Genomic DNA, 16,802 nt, shown 5'->3' on the forward strand with positions numbered 1-16,802 from the left:
GGCCCCGGCCGTGGAGGCAGTCATGACGGCGACCACACGTGAGGACACCCCGGTTGCAGTCGAGGGCGGCGGTGTCGAGGTGCGGATCAAGGAGGCCGGCGGCGACATGTCCGTCGCCTTCCTTCACCTCCCCAAGGGCACGGACATGGCGCCCGCGCTCAAGGGGATGCCCGGGGACCTGTGCCAGTGCCCCCACTGGGGCTACCTTTTCAAGGGACGCATCAGGATGCGGACCGCTTCGGGCGAGGAGACCTACGAGGCCGGGCAGGCGTACTACTGGGGGCCCGGCCATGCTCCCGAGGCACTGGAGGACACCGACGCGGTGGAGTTCTCGCCGACCGCGGAGTTCACCGAGGTGATCGACCACGTCAAGGCGCAGATGGGATGAGGGCCCGCGGGGGTGCGGGGAACGCGAAGGGCCCGGCGGTGTACGGCCGCCGGGCCCTTCGCCGTGCTGTCCGGTGCTACAGCTTCTCGATCACGTAGTCGATGCACGCCGTCAGCGCCTCGACGTCCGCCGGGTCGACCGCCGGGAACATCGCGATGCGCAGCTGGTTGCGGCCCAGCTTGCGGTACGGCTCGGTGTCCACGATGCCGTTCGCGCGCAGCGCCTTCGCGACCGCCGCCGCGTCGATCTCGTCCGCGAAGTCGATCGTGCCGATGACCTGCGAGCGCTTCGCCGGGTCCACGACGAACGGGGTCGCGTACTTCGACGCCTCGGCCCAGCCGTAGAGGGTGCGCGACGACGTGGCCGTGCGGCGCACCGACCAGTCGAGGCCGCCCTGGCCGTTGATCCACTTCAGCTGCTCGTTCAGCAGGAAGAGGGTCGCGAGCGCCGGGGTGTTGTACGTCTGGTTCTTGCGGGAGTTGTCGATCGCCGTCGGCAGGCTGAAGAACTCCGGGACGTGGCGGCCGGACGCGTGGACCCGCTCGGCGCGCTCGAGCGCGGCCGGGGAGAACACTGCGAGCCACAGTCCGCCGTCGGCGGCGAAGGACTTCTGCGGGGCGAAGTAGTAGACGTCCGACTCGGCGATGTCGACGGGCAGGCCGCCCGCGCCCGAGGTGGCGTCCACCAGGACCAGCGCGCCCTCGTCGGCGCCCGCGACCCGCTTGACCGGGGCCGCGACACCGGTCGAGGTCTCGTTGTGGGTGAGGGCGTAGACGTCGACGCCCGCCTCGGCCTGCGGCTCCGGGTGGGTGCCGGGGTCGGAGGAGATCACCGTCGGCTCGGCCAGCCACGGCGCCAGCTTCGCGGCCTTGGCGAACTTGGAGGAGAACTCGCCGAAGGACAGGTGCTGGGACTTGTTCTCGATCAGCCCGTGCGTCGCGATGTCCCAGAAGGCGGTGGAGCCGCCGTTGCCGAGGACCACCTCGTAGCCCTCGGGCAGGGAGAACAGCTCGCGCACACCGTCGCGTACCTCGCCGACCAGGTTCTTGACCGGAGCCTGGCGGTGGGAGGTGCCGAGCAGAGAGCTACCGGTGGCGGCCAGGGCGTCCAGCGCCTCCGTACGCACCTTGGAGGGGCCCGCGCCGAAACGGCCGTCGGCGGGCTTGATGTCAGCGGGAATCTGGATATCAGCCACGAGCCGGAGCGTATCGCCTCCGGCGGCCGGGCGCCGACCCGGTCCGGACCATGAGACGGCCCGCACGGCCCTGAGCTGCGGGATCAGCCGACGCGCTCCTGAAGGTGCTTGATCAGGGCGATCAGGACGAACTTGCTGGACGAGTGGTCCCGGGCGTCGAACTCGACGAGCGGCACGCCCGGCCCGAGCGTCAGCTCCCCCCGGATCTCGTCCTCCGATCGGAAAGGACCGCCGAAGTCGTTGACGGCGACGATGAACGGCGTGTCGTGGCCCTCCAGGCAGTCGATCGCGTACCGGGCGCTGTCGAGCGCCCGGGTGTCGACCAGGACGACGGCGCCGTTCGTCCCGTCCAGGAGCGGGTCCCACAGGAAACGGAACCGGTCCTGCCCGGGCATGCCGAAGAGGTGGAGCACCGTGCGCTCGTCGAGGGTGAGGCGGCCGAAGTCGAGGGCGACCGTCGTCACCGTCCGGCCGGGCACGGCGGAGGGCACGCTGATCGGCTCCTCCGTGTGCAGCGGGCGGATCTCGCTGACGGACCGCACCATCGTCGTGCTTCCGGTGCCGGACCCGCCGGCCACGACGATCTTCATCGCGCCGAGGTGTGCCGCGGCGCGGGTCATCGTTTCTCGTCGGTGCCGGTCATCGGGCGATGCCTTCCGAGGATGCGGTGGGGGATGTCTGAGCCGCTGCCTGCTGATCAAGTGGAGGTCACTATAGGAGAGTTGGCGATCACTTGGGCAAGGTCCTGGCGTCTCTCCTTCTGTTCTCATCTGCACACCGTGCGCAACGGGGACCGCACTCCCCGGCGATGACGCAGGTGTGAGCCGTGCCGAGCGGGTCATCCTGGGAGACATGACAGGGGATACGCACGACGTGGCACGGGCACTCGGAGCCGCCGTGCGCGGCGACGTCGACTTCGGCGTCGCGGCACGGGCCCTGATGACCATGGACGCCTCGAACTACCGGCGCGTCCCCGACGGTGTGGTCGCGCCGCGCGACGCGGACGACGTGGCGGCGGCGCTGACGGTGTGCCGGAAGCACGGGGTGCCCGTGGTGCCGCGCGGCGCCGGTACGTCGATCGCCGGCCAGGCCACGGGCGTCGGCGTCGTCCTGGACTTCACGCGCCACATGAACGCGATCGTCTCCGTCGACCCCGCGGCCCGCACGGCCGTGGTGCAGCCCGGAGCGGTGCTGGACACGCTCCAGGCGGCGGTGCGGGGACACGGCCTCGCGTTCGGCCCCGACCCCTCCACGCACAGCCGGTGCACGATCGGCGGAATGGTGGGGAACAACTCGTGCGGCGCCCACTCCGTGCGCTGGGGCACCACGGCGGACAACGTCCGCGGACTCAAGGCCGTCACCGCGGCGGGCGCCCCCGTCACCCTCGGCCGGGGCACCGGCTCCACCGGCGTCCCGCCCGGCCTCGACGACCTCGTCCGCGCCAACCTGGCCCTCCTGCGCACCGGTTACCCCGATGGCCTGCCGCGGCGTATCTCCGGCTACGCCCTCGACGCCCTCCTCCCCGAGCAGGGCACCGACCTCGCCCGCGCCCTCTGCGGCAGCGAGGGCACCCTCGCCGTCCTGACCGAGGTGACCGTCGGCCTGGTCGAGACCCCCGCCGCCCGCGCCCTCGCCGTCCTCGGCTACCCCGACGAGAGCGCCGCCGCCGAGGCCGCCCCCGGCCTCCTGCCCCACCGGCCGCTGACCGTCGAGGGCATGGCCGACGACCTCGTACCGGATGCGGCGGGCCTGCCGCGCGGCGCGGCCTGGCTGTTCGTCGAGACCGGCGGCGCCACCGCCGCCGAGGCCCGCGCCCGCGCGGCGGAGATCGTACGGGCCGCCGACGCGCTCGACGGCACGGTCGTCGACGACCCGGCCGGCATGCGGGCGCTGTGGCGCGTTCGCGAGGACGCGGCCGGCACCGCGACCCGGACGCCCGGCGGCGGCGAGGCGTGGCCGGGCTGGGAGGACTGCGCCGTCCCGCCGGCCCGGCTCGGGCCGTACCTGCGCGACTTCCGCGCCCTGCTCGCCGAGCACGGACTGCACGGCACCCCCTACGGCCACTTCGGCGACGGCTGCATCCATGTGCGCATCGACTTCGACCTGATGAGCCGCGCGGGGGTCGGGCGCTTCCGGGCCTTCTCCGAGCAGGTGGCGGACCTCGTCGTCGCGCACGGCGGCTCGCTGTCCGGCGAGCACGGCGACGGCCGCGCCCGCGCGGAGCTGCTGCCGAAGATGTACGGGCCCGAACTCGTCGGCCTCTTCGGCGCCGTCAAGGACCTGTGGGACCCCGACGGCCTGCTCAACCCGGGCATGCTCGTCCGCCCCGATCCGCTCGACACGGGCCTGCGCTTCGACGTGCTGCCCAGGCGGCCGGTCGACGTCGCGTTCGGCTATCCGCACGACGGCGGCGACTTCGCGGGCGCGGTGCGGCGCTGCGTCGGCGTCGCCAAGTGCCGTACGGAGCACGCCGCCGCGGGCGGCGACGTCATGTGCCCCTCGTACCGGGCGACCGGCGAGGAGCAGCACTCGACGCGGGGGCGGGCCCGGCTGCTGCACGAGATGCTGGCGGGCGAGATTGTCACGGACGGGTGGCGTTCGACGGAGGTCCGGGACGCGCTCGACCTGTGCCTGGCGTGCAAGGGCTGCCGCAGCGACTGCCCCGTGGGCGTGGACATGGCCACGTACAAGGCGGAGTTCCTGCACCACCACTACGCGGGCCGGCGCAGGCCCGCCGCGCACTACGCGATGGGCCGGCTGCCCGAGTGGCTGCGGCTCGCCGCGCCGTTCGCGCCCGTCGTCAACGCGCTCGCCCGCTTCGGCCCGGCGGCGGCGCTCGCCAAACGGGTCTGCGGGATCGCGCCGGAGCGGCGGCTGCCGGTCCTGGCACCGAGACCGCTGAGCCGCCTGCTCCGGGACCGGCTGCGCGACCGCACGGAGGTCCTCGCGAAGAGCCGTACGGCGGTGCTGTGGCCCGACACGTTCACCGACCGGCTCGTGCCGTCCGTGGGCCTGGCGGCGGCCGAGGTCCTCCAGGCGGCGGGCGTCGGGATCGTGCTGCCGCCCGGCCGGGTCTGCTGCGGGCTGACGTACGTCTCCACGGGCCAGCTGGACCGGGCACGCGCGGTCATGCGGCGCACGCTCGACACGGTGGAGCCGCTGCTCGAACTGGACGTCCCCGTCACCGTGCTGGAGCCGAGCTGCGCCGCGACGCTGAAGACGGACCTGCCGGAGCTGATGGGCGACGATCCGCGGGCGGCCCGGCTCGCGGCCTCGGTCCGCACGTTCGCCCAGACCCTCCAGCAGTGCGCCCCCGACTGGAGCCCGCCGCGCCTGGACCGCCCGGTGGCGGGCCAGACGCACTGCCACCAGCATGCGGTGCTGGGCGACGCGGCTGAACGGGCCCTGCGGGAGAAGGCCGGCCTGAGCGGCGAACTGAGCGGCGGCTGCTGCGGCCTGGCGGGCAACTTCGGCTTCGAGGCGGGCCATTACGAGGTGTCCGTGGCGTGCGCGGAGGAGCAGCTGCTGCCGGCGGTGCGGGCGGCGTCGCCGGACACGGTGCTGCTGGCGGACGGCTTCTCGTGCCGCACCCAGCTCGACCAGCTGGCGGGGCGCCGGGCACGGCACCTGGCGGAGGTGTTGGCGGAGGGGCTGGTGCGGGGTGCGGGGTGAGGGGGCCTTTCCCCTACCCGCCCCTTCCCGAAACCGGGGGCAGGCCCCCGGACACCCGGGGCCTGCGGCCTGACGGCCGCGGGCGCCGGGCTTCGCCCGAGCGTCCAGGACCGCCCTGCGGGTGGGAGCCGCCTTGTGCCCTGGCGGGCGCTGCGTCGGCGGCTTCGCCGACGCGGCCGCCCCCCCGTGGTGCCCGGCGGGCCGGGCAGGGTGTGGGCCCATTTCGCCGCGAGGCGTCGGCGGCTGCGCCCGCACGGAGGCGCCCTCCCGGGGCCTCCGGGGGCCGGCCCTCGCTCTGACGGGCGAAGCCCCGGGGCTTCGCCCGAGCGTCGGGACCGCTCTGGTGCCCTGGCGGGCAGGATGTCGGGGCTTCGCCCGACGCGGAACCGCCCTGCGGGCCTGGGTGCGGCCTTGTGCCCTCGCCGGCGAGGCGTCGGCGGCTGCGCCCCACGCGGGCGTCCCGCGAGGGGCCCCGCCGGCCGGGCAGGCGCGCCGGACCGCCCTGCCTGTGGATGGGTCGGCGGGGCCCGGTCGGCGGTTGGGCTGAGGGCCGACCAGTGGCTCGCGCCGCGTCCGCTGCTGGAAGCCGTACGCGGCGAGCAGCCCGCGGTTCTGCTGATCGACGAGGTCGACCGGGCGGACGAAGCCCTGGAGGCGGTCCTCCTGGAGTGCCTGGCCGAGTACCAGGTGTCCGTGCCGGAGAATGCGCCTCGTGCCCTGGCGGGCGCGGCGTCGGCGGCGGCGCCCGCACGCGGAAGGCTCTATGGGTGGTCCCCGACGGGGCCGGGCAGCGGCTGCGTGGGCGGTCAGCGGATGGGCCCTGTGTCCCGGCGGGGTCGTCAGTGGGCGCCGGAGGACACCTCGCGGGCAAGGTTCACCAGGTGGGGGATCGCGGGGTGCGGGGACGTGGCGCGCCAGGCGAGGAGGACCGGGACCGGTGGGGCGTCGGTCAGCAGGCGGTAGGCGACGCCCGGGGTGGTGTGCAGCTCGGCGGTCGACGCGGCGGAGACGCCCACACCGCGGCCCGCGGCGATCGCCGTCAGCCAGTCGTCCGTGTTGCCGACCGTGAGTGTGTCCGCGGGCCGGACCTCGGGCGGCCACAGGTCGGGCGTCGTCATGCCGGAGACCGTGTTCAGCACCACCGGCTCCGTGGCCAGATCGGCCAGCGTGAGCGTGGCGCGGGCCGCGAGCGGCCCGTCCGCCGTCACCGCGGCGACGCGTGCCTCGGTGAACAGCAGCGCCGTGACCAGCCCCGGCGTGTCCACGGGCCCGCGCAGCACGGCGGCGTCCACCCGGCCGCCGGTCAGTCCCGCCGTACGGTCGTCGACGCGCAGTAGTTCGAGCGGTGTCCCCGGGTATTCGCGGCCCCAGCGCCGCAGCAGCGGCGTGGTGTACGGGCCGAGCGCCGCCCAGGCGTGGCCGAGCCGCAGCGGCGTACGCAGCAGCCGGCCCGCGTCGAGGGCCTCGTCGAACGCCGTGACGGCGGCGGCCGCCTTGTCGCGGAACGCCCGCCCTTCGGCGGTGAGGGCGAGGTGGTGCGTGGAGCGGTCGACGAGCCGGGTACCGAGGTGCTTCTCCAGCGCCGCGAGCGAGCGGGAGACGCTGGGCTGGGTGACGTTGAGCCGGGCGGCCGCCCTCGTCACGCTGGACTCCTCGGCGATGGCGAGGAAGCAGCGGAGATGACGCAGCTCGATGCTCATACGTCCCGAGCATAACCGCAGCGAGACCGACATTTCACGGGCGCCGCGCGGGTCCGTAGCGTGGAGGGGGTGAGGACCGGCCGAGGAGAACAGGGAGACCAGGCGGTGAACGATTCGCGGTCGACGCGGGGACGCGCGCCCACGCGGACGGGCCCGGCCGTCGGGTCCGTCGTCGTGCTTCCGGAGGGCGCCGGTCCGGCGAGCGGCGGGGGAGGCACGGCCCCTGCACGCCGCCGGTCCCTCGGACCGGTGTCGCTGGTCGTGGCGGGAGCGCTGTCCGTGCAGTTCGGCGCGGCCGTCGCCGTGATGCTGATGCCGCGTACGGGCCCGCTGGGCGTGGTCACGCTGCGGCTCGTGCTCGCCGCGCTCGTACTGCTCGCCGTGTGCCGGCCGCGGCTGCGCGGGCACTCGCGCGCCGACTGGGGCACGGTCGTCGCCTTCGGCGCCGCGATGGCCGCGATGAACGTGCTCTTCTACCAGGCCGCCCACCGCATCCCGTTGGGCGCCGCCGTCACCCTGGAAGTGCTCGGCCCGCTCGTCATGTCCGTGATCGCCTCGCGCAGGCTCGTCAACCTGCTGTGGGCGGGGCTGGCACTCGGCGGCGTGGCCCTGCTGAGCGGCGGCGGTTTCGACCGGCTCGATCCCGTGGGCGCGCTGTTCGCGCTGGGCGCGGGCGCCATGTGGGCGGCGTACATCGTTTTCAGCGCCCGCACCGGACGGCGTTTCCCGCAGGCGGACGGGCTGGCGCTGGCGATGGGCGTGGGCGCGCTGCTCAGTCTGCCGCTGGGCCTGATGGAGGCCGGGTCGCGGCTGCTGGTGCCGACCACGCTGGGGCTCGGGCTCGCGGTGGCGCTGATGTCGTCGGTGCTGCCGTACACGCTCGAACTGCTGGCGCTGCGCACACTGCCCGCGGCGACGTTCGCGGTCCTGATGAGCCTGGAACCGGCGATCGCGGCGACGGCCGGATTCCTCGTACTCGGCCAGGCCCTGGCGCCGACCGAGGCGGCGGCGATCGGCCTGGTGGTGGCGGCGAGCATCGGTGCCGTCCGGTGCAGCCAGGTCCGTCCCTGACCAGGGCGGGGGCCGTTGGTGGTTGTGGGCGGTGGGCGCTGCAGTCCTGGTGGGTGTGGGGCACCCAGGTCCGTTCCTGACCAGGGCGGGGGCCGTTGGTGGTTGTGGGCGGTGGGCGCTGCAGTCCTGGTGGGTGTGGGCAGCCAGGTCCGTTCCTGACAGGACCCCGCGCAGCCCGCCGGTCCCCCCGGCGGGCTGCTTCGGGCGGGTCACCGCCCGGTCAGTGCTTCGTCTTCGTGTTCCAGAGGGGCGCGCCCTCCTTGTCGTAGATCACCACGTTCCCGTCGGACTGGACCGCGAGGAACGCTCCCGGGTGGCCGTCGGTCACCGAGGCCCAGACCGGCTGGTTGTCCGGCGTGTAGATCACGAGGTTGCCGTCCTCCTGGAAGACGGCGCGGGCACCCTTCGTGGCCGGGTTCTTCGAGACCCAGCGGGGGCTCTCCTTCTCGTCGAAGACCACGAGCCTGCCGTCGTCCTGGAGCACCAGCTTCGCCTTGCCCGCGTCGACCTCGTCGCCGATGTCGAAGGTGGAGACGGCGGAGATCTCGTGGTTGCCGTTCTCCGTGACCCGGACCTTGATCTTCGGGGCGTTGTCCGCCAGCTTGCCGTCGGCCAGGCGGTCGAGGGTCGACAGCGACGGCGCGAACGCGTACACCGCGCCCTCCGTCCTTACGAACTGCTCGAAGCGCACCTGCTTGCCCACGAAGGAGACATCCGTCGTGACACCGATCATCGGGTCCGTACCGACCTTGGGATCGCGCTGCGGGAAGTTCGGGTCGTTCACCCAGTCCTTCTGGATGAACTCGAACTGCCTGACCAGGTCGGCCTGGTAGCTGACGAAGACCAGACCGCGCGCCGCGTCGGGACCGTTGCCGCCCGCCCCCGCCGGGTCGAAGGGCCGGCCGTACGGGATGCCGCGCCGCATGATGCGCCGGCCGTCGAGCCCGCCCTTCTCGAGGACGGGCTTGTCGCCCTTCTTGAGGGCGAGGCCGTCACGGGGGTTGGTCTTGCGCAGGTGGGAGAAGAGCGGGGTGATCTCCCCCTCCAGGTCGTTCGCGAAGCTGATGTCGTTGTCGCTCGCGCTCTCCGGGTCGAACGGCACGTCCGCGTGCGGACACTTCGCCACGGGCGTGCCCGAGCGCCAGCGCCCGACCATCCGGGCGGCCAGCCATTCCGTGGTGGCCTCCGGCGGCACGGCCTTCGCGTTCTTCAGCTCCTTCAGCCGCGCCCCGATCTGCGCCCACCAGCCCGGCACGTCCTGGCCGAGCCGGCGCACCACGTGGAAGGAGCCGTTCTTCGCCCAGTCCGGCAGATCGGACGGCTTGCCGCTGACCGTCTCCTCACCGATGACGAACTCGCCGGCCGGGATGATCCGGGTGCCCGGGCTGCCCTTCTTCCACTCGGGGTGCTGAGGGTCCGGCGGGTCGAACCCCTTGACGGCCGGCTCGCTGACACCGTCCTTGAATCCGAAGTGCTCCTTGCCCCGACGGTCGCCCTCCAGGGTGCCGCCGTCCTGCTCGAAGACGATCACCACCTTGTGGACGGAGGCTTCCTGCCGCTCGTGGGCGAGGGCCGCCCGCAGCTCCCCGACCTTGTCGGCCGCGATGGTGAGCACGGCGTGGACGGGCTGCGAGACGCTGTCGCCGAAGAGCCAGTTCTCCGGGGAGTTGTCGCCGGTGTCCCCGAGGATTCCGGCCCGCACGGCCGAGCCCTGCTTGAACGCGTGCTGGGTCGTGCCCTCGGCGGTACTGGGGAAGGGGTCCTTGCCCGTCAGTGTCCTCAGACCGCCGTAGGTGAAACTGACGGTGCGCCATACGGCGGTGAGCGCCTTGGGGTCGTCGCCGCCGGTGTTGCGGCGCGCCGCGCTGAAGGCCGCGTTGAACGCCGCGACCTGCCGCGTCGTGGCGATACGCGGCTTCAGGCGCCGCAGCCAGGTGCGCGCCCTCGTCGCGTCGTCGAACTTCAGGAACAGCAGCTGTACATGGTCCTTCTTGAAGCCTGCGAGCACATCGCCCTGGATTTCCGTGCTCTCCCGCAGTGCCAGATCCGTCACTGTCGTCCTCCGGTTCCTCGGTGTGGGTTTCCTGTGTCGAACTCGGGCCGGTGCGTCACCTGGCGGCGGGCGGACCGAAGGACACGAACTTGGCCGTGCTGGGCACGCCGTCCTCGTTGAGGAGGAAGAGCATGTAGTAGCCGGGCGGCGCGGCCTGGGCCGAGGGCGGCGCCTGCAACTGGAGGGAGCCGTCGCCGCGGCTCCTGATCCGGACGTCGAGATGGCGCTGGCTGAAGTTCACCGAGTGGGTGGCCGTGGTGGGGGCCAGCAGGACGGCCCGCCTGACCTGCTCCGCGTCCGGGGTGAGCACCGTGAACCGGTCGTCGTAGCCGATCCTGCTCCGGGGCACGGCGGCCAGGTCGGGGCGGTCGCCGTTGTGCAGGTAGGCGGGCTCGTAGATCTCGATGCTGCCGTCCATGTCGTCGTTGATGTCCGGGTCGTTGGCGATCTGCTGGGCCTCGTCGCCGGTGACCATGATCCGGCCGTCGGGCAGGACGACGGCGTTGGAGTGGTAGCCGCGCGGGAGCCGCTGGGCGGGCCCGAGCTTCCAGTTGCCGTCCGCGTCCCGCATCTCGGTCTGCCGGTACTTGAGGTCGGCGTTGGGGTTGTAGGGCCCGTTGCCGTAGTCGCGGATGTCGAAGGCGCCGTTGACGGTGAACAGGGTGCCGTCGGGCAGGATCAGCGTGTCGTCCTGGGTACGGCCGAAGGCGCGGGCGTCCTTCGTCTTCCACTGGCCGCCGACGAGCTGGTAGGTGTTCGGGTCGTCCCGGCTGCCGCCGAGGACGAGGACGGAGTCGGGGCCGCGGAAGCCGGCGGGCAGAGGCACCGCGGAGCCGTAGTTGCGCATAAACGCGTCGGGCCGGTTCGGCAGGCTCGTGCGGGTCTCGGCGACCGGGTCGAAGAGCCACTGCTGGTCGTGATCGCGGCCGAGGCCGTAGATCTTGCCGTCCCGCAGCGAGAACAGATGCGGGTAGTCGTGCTTGAACGGGGCGTCCGCCTTGAAGATGTCCACCGGGACGTCCCTGGGCACGTCGTTCCTGGTGGTGGGGACGGGGTGGCCGAGGGCCGGGAAGCGTTCGACGACGGGTGTGGGAGTCGCCCAGCCGAGCTCGGACTGGCCGGACATGATGAGAATCCGCCCGTCGGCGCCCGTCACGGCGCTCGGGTACCAACGTCCTACCGACATCTCCTTGTTGAGCGACCAGTTCTCGGTCCACGGGTCGAAGACGAGGGAGAGTTTGGCGCCGGAGCCGTGGTTGCCGCCGAGGTTGCCGCCGAAGACGCCGAGCATGCCGTTGGGCAGGAAGGCGTGGCCGGCACAGAAGAACGGCGCGGGCCGCGGTTCGTTCTTCCCGTCCGGCATCATGACCGTGGGCGGCGTGACCTTCTTGAACGCGTCGTTGCCGCTGCCCTTCGAGGGATCCCAGAGGTAGGCCCGGCCCGCGTTGGCCTTGCCGATGATCTGGGTGGGCGCCGTCTCCTTCGTCGGGTTCGTCTCGATCCTCTCGAACGAGAACATCAGAACCTTGCCCGTGGGCAGTTGTGCCACGTGGACGCCGAAGTCGGGCGACGGGAAGTACTCCTTGAAGGCCCCGTACTCCCGGGCGCTGAACGTGCCGTTGTGCGCGGACTGGGACTTGGCGAGCGACTCCAGGCGTGCCGTGCGCGTCGTCTGCGGGTAGTCGCCGAGGTCCTCGGCCCGCATCCGGGCCCTGGCGTGCGTCTCGGCGTGCTCCTGGCCGAGCACGGCGGCCTCGCCCTTGTCCACCGGAACCTTGCCGCCGGCGCGGGTGCCGGCGCCGGCGCCGGGGGCGGGTTGGGCCTCCGTCCCCCGGGAGGCGGACTGCGAGGTGGACTCGCTGTCGTGGGCCACCGCCGGGAACGCGGTGGCGAAGGGAGCGGTGAGTGCGGAGATGACGGCGCAGGCCGACATCAGTGCGGACAGTCTTGGTCGTGACAAAGGAACTCCTCATGGCCTCTCGGCCTCCGCGTGCAGGCACGCCTCACCGAGGCGAGGCGCAGTGAATATGCAGGCGGAATAGCCCTGATGTAACTGACTGTGGCATATGAACACGGAGAGTGACCGTCCGCGACGCGCGGAATCCGCGTGTCGGCGAACGGGGGCGAGCCGCGGATGCGGCGGGAAGGGGTGGGTCGGTGATCAAGGTAGAGGTGATGTCGGTGGGGCCCGCAAGAGCCGCATCACCGAACCACTCGTGCGGTTCAAAGAGAATCAATTCTGCGCCGGCAGGCCGTTTGACCTGGGCCGGGAGCGGATTCCGGCCCTGAGTGGCCGGAAATATCAAAGCAAGCACGCTTGCTTGTTTTATGGAGGGCTGCCATGCTCCGGGGCACGAACCGTCGTGCCCACAGGGGAGCGTCACGTGTCCGAACCAGCCGCCGTGCTCGACGACTTGCGCAGCGAAAGCGATGAACTCGACCGGCTGGTCGCCGGTCTGGCCCCCCGGGCGTGGGCCGCCGCGACACCCGCCGCCGGCTGGAGCGTCGCGCACCAGATCGCCCACCTCGTCTGGACCGACCGGGCCGCGCTGACGGCCGTCACCGACCCGGACGCCTTCGCCGCGGAGATCGACAAGGCACTCGCCGCGCCCGACTCGTTCGTCGACGACGGGGCGGCCGAGGGCGCGGCCCTGCCCCCCGCCGACCTGCTGGACCGGTGGCGCGAGGGCCGTGAACGGCTGCTGACCGCCCTGCGCGAGGCCCCGCCCGGCGCCCGGTTCCCCTGGTACGGGCCCCCGATGAGTGCCCCGACGATGGCGACCGCGCGGCTGATGGAGACGTGGGCGCACGGCCAGGACGTCGCCGACGCGCTCGGCGTCGTACGGAAGCCGACGGCGCGGCTAGCGCAGATCGTGCGCATCGGAGTGCGGACGCGGGACTTCGCGTACGGGGTGCACGGGCTGACCCCGCCCGCCGAGCCGTTCCGCGTCGAACTGACCGGACCCGGCGGCGAACTGTGGACCCACGGCCCGAAGGACGCGGCGCAGAGGGTGACCGGCCCGGCGCTGGACTTCTGCCTCCTGGTCACGCAACGGGCGCACCGCGCGGATCTGTCGCTGCACGCGACGGGCCCGGACGCGGACCGCTGGCTCGACATCGCCCAGGCCTTCGCGGGGCCGCCCGGCAAGGGCCGCGAGCCGGGGGTCCGCCGACCCGGCGGGGACGGCGGTGGGCGCGGATGAGCCGCCCCGCGGCCGGACCGGCCCTCCCGGGCCGCCGCGCGCCGCTGCGCGTCGGGAACGCCTCCGGGTTCTACGGCGACCGCTTCGACGCCGTGCGCGAGATGCTCACCGGCGGGCCGCTCGACGTGCTCACCGGGGACTACCTGGCCGAGCTGACCATGCTCATCCTCGGGCGCGACCGCCTGAAGGACCCGCGCCTGGGCTACGCCAAGACGTTCCTGAGGCAGTTGGAGGACACCCTCGGGCTCGCCCGGGAACGCGGTGTCCGCATCGTCACCAACGCGGGCGGCCTCAACCCCGCCGGGCTCGCCGACGCCGTCCGCGCCCTCGCCGCACGCATCGGCGTCCCCGTCCGCGTCGCCCACGTCGAGGGCGACGACCTCTCCGCCCGGTTCCCCGACGCGCTGACCGCCAACGCCTATCTCGGCGGCGCGGGCATCACCGCCTGCTTGCGCGCAGGCGCCGATGTCGTCGTCACCGGCCGCGTCACCGACGCCGCGCTCGTCACCGGTCCGGCAGCGGCGCACTTCGGCTGGGGGCCGGAGGAGTACGACAAGCTCGCGGGCGCGGTCGTCGCCGGACACGTCCTGGAGTGCGGCACGCAGGCCACCGGCGGCAACTACGCGTTCTTCACCGGCCACGACGTCCGCCGCCCCGGCTTCCCCCTCGCCGAAATCCACGCCGACGGCAGCTGCGTTATCACCAAGCACGACGGCACCGGCGGCCTCGTCGACATCGGCACCGTCACCGCGCAACTGCTGTACGAGACGGGCGGCGCCCGGTACGCGGGCCCGGATGTGACCGCCCGGCTCGACACCGTACGGCTGGCGGAGGACGGCCCGGACCGGGTGCGGATCTCCGGCGTGCGCGGCGAGGCCCCGCCGGCCGACCTCAAGGTCGGGCGGGCCCGCATCGGCGGCTGGCGCAACGAGGTGGTGTTCGTGCTGACCGGCCTCGACGTCGAGGCCAAGGCCCGGCTCGTACGGGACCAGTTGGAGGACGCGCTCGGCAAGCAGCGGCCCGCCGAGGTGCGCTGGGAGCTGGCCCGCACGGACGCGGCCGACGCCGACACGCAGGAGCGCGCCAGCGCGTACCTCCGGCTCGTCGTGCGCGACCCGGACGCCGGGCGCGTGGGGCGCGCGGTGAGCAGCGCAGCGATCGAGCTCGCGCTCGGCAGCTACCCCGGCTTCCATGTGACGTCCCCACCGGGCAAGGGGGCGCCGTACGGGGTGTTCGAGGCGGTGTACGTACGGGCGGACACGGTCCCGCACTGGGCGGTCCTGCCGGACGGCCGGACCGTCGACATCCCACCGGCCGCCGGCCGGGCGGCCACAACGGCCGGGACCCGCGGCGCAGTAGTTTTCGCCGCCGAGCCCGACGCCACCGCCGCTTCCGGCCCGGCACGCGGTGGCCCCGCCCCCGACGCCACCGCCGCTCCCGGCCCGGCACGCGGGCCCGGTGGCCCCGCTGCCGTGGCGGCGGCGGACGGCGACGTGCCGCCCGGAGCACAGCCCTCCCTCGACGTGCTTCCCGCCGACGGCGGGCCCGCGCTGCCCGAACCCCTGCCGCCCGGCCCGACCCGTCGCGCCCCCCTCGGTCTCGTCCTGGGTGCCCGTAGTGGTGACAAGGGCGGCGACGCCAACATCGGTGTCTGGGCCCGTACCGATGACGCCTGGCGCTGGGTCGCCCACGAGCTGACCGCCGAGCGGCTGCGCGTCCTGCTCCCGGAGACCGCGAGGCTGCCCGTCACCCGGCACGTGCTGCCCAACCTGCGCGCCCTCAACTTCGTCGTCGAGGGGATCCTCGGCGAAGGCGTCGCCGCGCAGGCCCGTTTCGACCCGCAGGCCAAGGCGCTGGGCGAGTGGCTGCGCGCCCGCTGCGTCGACATCCCGGAGGCTTTGTTGTGACCGTTCTCGGCTCGGCCGTCGATGTGACGGGCCCCGAATACGCCGCCCACCGCGAGGCGATGCTCGCCCGCATCGCCGATCTGGAGGCGGAGCACGCCAAGGCGCTCGCGGGCGGCGGCGAGAAGTACGTCGCCCGGCACCGGGGGCGCGGGAAGCTGCTCGCGCGCGAGCGGATCGAGCTGCTGCTCGACCCCGACACCCCCTTCCTGGAGTTGTCGCCGCTCGCCGCCTGGGGCAGCGACCATCCCGTGGGCGCGTCGATCGTCACCGGTATCGGCGTCGTCGAGGGCGTCGAGTGCCTGATCACCGCCAACGACCCGACGGTGCGTGGCGGCGCGTCCAACCCGTGGACGCTGAAGAAGGCCCTGCGCGCCAACGAGATCGCGTACGCCAACCGGCTGCCGTGCATCTCGCTCGTCGAGTCGGGCGGCGCGGACCTGCCGTCCCAGAAGGAGATCTTCATCCCCGGCGGGGCGCTGTTCCGCGACATCACCCGGCTCTCGGCGGCCGGGATCCCCACGATCGCGGTCGTGTTCGGCAACTCCACCGCCGGCGGGGCCTACGTCCCCGGCATGTCCGACCACACCGTCATGATCAAGGAGCGGTCGAAGGTCTTCCTCGGCGGGCCGCCGCTGGTGAAGATGGCGACCGGCGAGGAGAGCGACGACGAGTCGCTCGGCGGGGCCGAGATGCACGCCCGCACCTCCGGCCTCGCCGACCACTTCGCGCTCGACGAGCAGGACGCGCTGCGCCAGGCACGCCGTATCGTCGCCCGCCTCAACTGGCGCAAGGCGCACCCCGATCCGGCCGGTCCCGCGCAGGAGCCGAAATACGCGGCCGACGAGCTGCTCGGCATCGTGCCGGAGGACCTGAAGACGCCGTTCGACCCGCGCGAGGTCATCGCCCGGATCGTGGACGGCTCGGACTTCGACGAGTTCAAGCCGCTGTACGGGCCCAGTCTGGCGACCGGGTGGGCGAGGCTGCACGGCTACCCGGTGGGGATCCTCGCCAACGCGCAGGGGGTGCTGTTCAGCGCCGAGTCGCAGAAGGCGGCCCAGTTCATCCAGCTCGCCAACCAGCGCGACATCCCCCTGGTCTTCCTGCACAACACCACCGGCTACATGGTCGGCAAGGAGTACGAGCAGGGCGGCATCATCAAGCACGGCGCGATGATGATCAACGCGGTGTCCAACTCCCGTGTCCCGCACCTGTCGGTGCTGATGGGCGCCTCCTACGGGGCCGGGCACTACGGCATGTGCGGGCGGGCGTACGACCCGAGGTTCCTGTTCGCCTGGCCGAGCGCCAAATCGGCGGTGATGGGCCCGCAGCAGCTGGCCGGCGTGCTGTCGATCGTCGCCCGCGCCTCGGCGGCGGCGAAGGGGCAGCCCTACGACGACAAGGCTGCCGAGGCCGACGCGGGGCTGCGCGCGATGGTCGAGCAGCAGATCGAGGCCGAGTCGCTGCCCGTGTTCCTGTCGGGGCGGCTCTACGACGACGGGGTCATCGACCCCCGTGACACGCGGACGGTGCTCGGCCTGTGCCTGTCCGCGATCCACACGGCACCGGTCGAGGGCGCCCGCGGCGGCTTCGGCGTCTTCCGGATGTGAGGACTC

The 16,802-nt window shown here is 73.1% G+C and carries 11 protein-coding genes; 6 read left to right on the plus strand and 5 right to left on the minus strand.

Going from position 1 to position 16,802, the window contains the following annotated elements; translation table 11 throughout:
- Nucleotides 1–22 precede the first annotated feature (22 nt).
- Nucleotides 23–388, plus strand: coding sequence for a hypothetical protein (locus tag ACF08N_RS24405; protein WP_392326792.1), 366 nt, complete (start codon nucleotides 23–25; stop codon nucleotides 386–388).
- 76 nt (nucleotides 389–464) lie between these two features.
- On the opposite strand, the gene serC is transcribed toward ACF08N_RS24405, so the two are convergent.
- Both serC and ACF08N_RS24415 read right to left on the minus strand, forming a co-directional pair.
- Entirely contained in the window at nucleotides 465–1,583 is a 1,119-nt protein-coding gene (gene serC, locus ACF08N_RS24410) for a phosphoserine transaminase (protein ID WP_392326793.1), read from the minus strand.
- An 83-nt stretch (nucleotides 1,584–1,666) separates the two neighbouring features.
- Nucleotides 1,667–2,203 carry an ATP/GTP-binding protein gene (locus ACF08N_RS24415; RefSeq protein WP_392326794.1) on the minus strand — a complete coding sequence of 179 codons (537 nt, stop codon included), beginning with the start codon at nucleotides 2,201–2,203 and terminating at the stop codon, nucleotides 1,667–1,669.
- Nucleotides 2,204–2,435: 232 nt separating this feature from the next.
- Here ACF08N_RS24415 and ACF08N_RS24420 point away from each other — a divergent pair, with 232 nt between their 5' ends.
- On the plus strand, nucleotides 2,436–5,255 hold the full coding sequence (locus ACF08N_RS24420) for an FAD-binding and (Fe-S)-binding domain-containing protein (RefSeq protein ID WP_392326795.1): 2,820 nt from the start codon (nucleotides 2,436–2,438) through the stop codon (nucleotides 5,253–5,255).
- A gap of 839 nt (nucleotides 5,256–6,094) precedes the next feature.
- On the opposite strand, the gene ACF08N_RS24425 is transcribed toward ACF08N_RS24420, so the two are convergent.
- Nucleotides 6,095–6,955, minus strand: coding sequence for a LysR family transcriptional regulator (locus ACF08N_RS24425; protein ID WP_392326796.1), 861 nt, complete (start codon nucleotides 6,953–6,955; stop codon nucleotides 6,095–6,097).
- 105 nt (nucleotides 6,956–7,060) lie between these two features.
- On the opposite strand from ACF08N_RS24425, the gene ACF08N_RS24430 reads away from it, so the two are divergent.
- A complete protein-coding gene (locus ACF08N_RS24430) occupies nucleotides 7,061–8,026 on the plus strand; it encodes a DMT family transporter (RefSeq protein ID WP_392326797.1) in 966 nt (321 codons plus the stop codon).
- A 220-nt stretch (nucleotides 8,027–8,246) separates the two neighbouring features.
- Here ACF08N_RS24430 and ACF08N_RS24435 read toward each other — a convergent pair whose 3' ends face one another.
- Together ACF08N_RS24435 and ACF08N_RS24440 are read right to left on the minus strand one after the other, a co-directional pair.
- The gene (locus ACF08N_RS24435; RefSeq protein WP_392326798.1) at nucleotides 8,247–10,079 is read right to left on the minus strand and encodes a Dyp-type peroxidase; all 1,833 of its coding nucleotides are present in this window, start codon (nucleotides 10,077–10,079) and stop codon (nucleotides 8,247–8,249) included.
- Nucleotides 10,080–10,134: 55 nt separating this feature from the next.
- A complete protein-coding gene (locus ACF08N_RS24440; RefSeq protein ID WP_392326799.1) occupies nucleotides 10,135–12,039 on the minus strand; it encodes a galactose oxidase-like domain-containing protein in 1,905 nt (634 codons plus the stop codon).
- Nucleotides 12,040–12,463: 424 nt separating this feature from the next.
- Here ACF08N_RS24440 and ACF08N_RS24445 point away from each other — a divergent pair, with 424 nt between their 5' ends.
- Genes ACF08N_RS24445 through ACF08N_RS24455 form a run of 3 tightly spaced genes read left to right on the plus strand, consistent with a single transcriptional unit; the run spans nucleotide 12,464 to nucleotide 16,796 of the window.
- Complete coding sequence (locus ACF08N_RS24445; RefSeq protein ID WP_392326800.1) at nucleotides 12,464–13,282, plus strand: TIGR03084 family metal-binding protein; 819 nt, start codon at nucleotides 12,464–12,466, stop codon at nucleotides 13,280–13,282.
- The gene (locus ACF08N_RS24450; protein WP_392326801.1) at nucleotides 13,279–15,189 is read left to right on the plus strand and encodes an acyclic terpene utilization AtuA family protein; all 1,911 of its coding nucleotides are present in this window, start codon (nucleotides 13,279–13,281) and stop codon (nucleotides 15,187–15,189) included. Before ACF08N_RS24445 ends, ACF08N_RS24450 begins: the two co-directional genes overlap by 4 nt.
- Nucleotides 15,186–16,796: an acyl-CoA carboxylase subunit beta gene (locus ACF08N_RS24455; RefSeq protein ID WP_392326802.1), complete on the plus strand. Its 1,611-nt coding sequence runs from the start codon at nucleotides 15,186–15,188 to the stop codon at nucleotides 16,794–16,796. Before ACF08N_RS24450 ends, ACF08N_RS24455 begins: the two co-directional genes overlap by 4 nt.
- Nucleotides 16,797–16,802: the final 6 nt, after the last annotated feature.

The organism is Streptomyces sp. NPDC015127, assembly GCF_043080095.1.
Lineage (GTDB): Bacteria > Actinomycetota > Actinomycetes > Streptomycetales > Streptomycetaceae > Streptomyces.

What these genes read in the sequence shown, in the direction of transcription:
- ACF08N_RS24405 (WP_392326792.1), top strand. Translation starts at nt 23, where the DNA reads ATGACGGCGACCACACGTGAGGACACCCCGGTTGCAGTCGAGGGCGGC.
- ACF08N_RS24415 (WP_392326794.1), bottom strand. Translation starts at nt 2,203, where the DNA reads ATGACCCGCGCCGCGGCACACCTCGGCGCGATGAAGATCGTCGTGGCC.
- ACF08N_RS24420 (WP_392326795.1), top strand. Translation starts at nt 2,436, where the DNA reads ATGACAGGGGATACGCACGACGTGGCACGGGCACTCGGAGCCGCCGTG.
- ACF08N_RS24425 (WP_392326796.1), bottom strand. Translation starts at nt 6,955, where the DNA reads ATGAGCATCGAGCTGCGTCATCTCCGCTGCTTCCTCGCCATCGCCGAG.
- ACF08N_RS24450 (WP_392326801.1), top strand. Translation starts at nt 13,279, where the DNA reads ATGAGCCGCCCCGCGGCCGGACCGGCCCTCCCGGGCCGCCGCGCGCCG.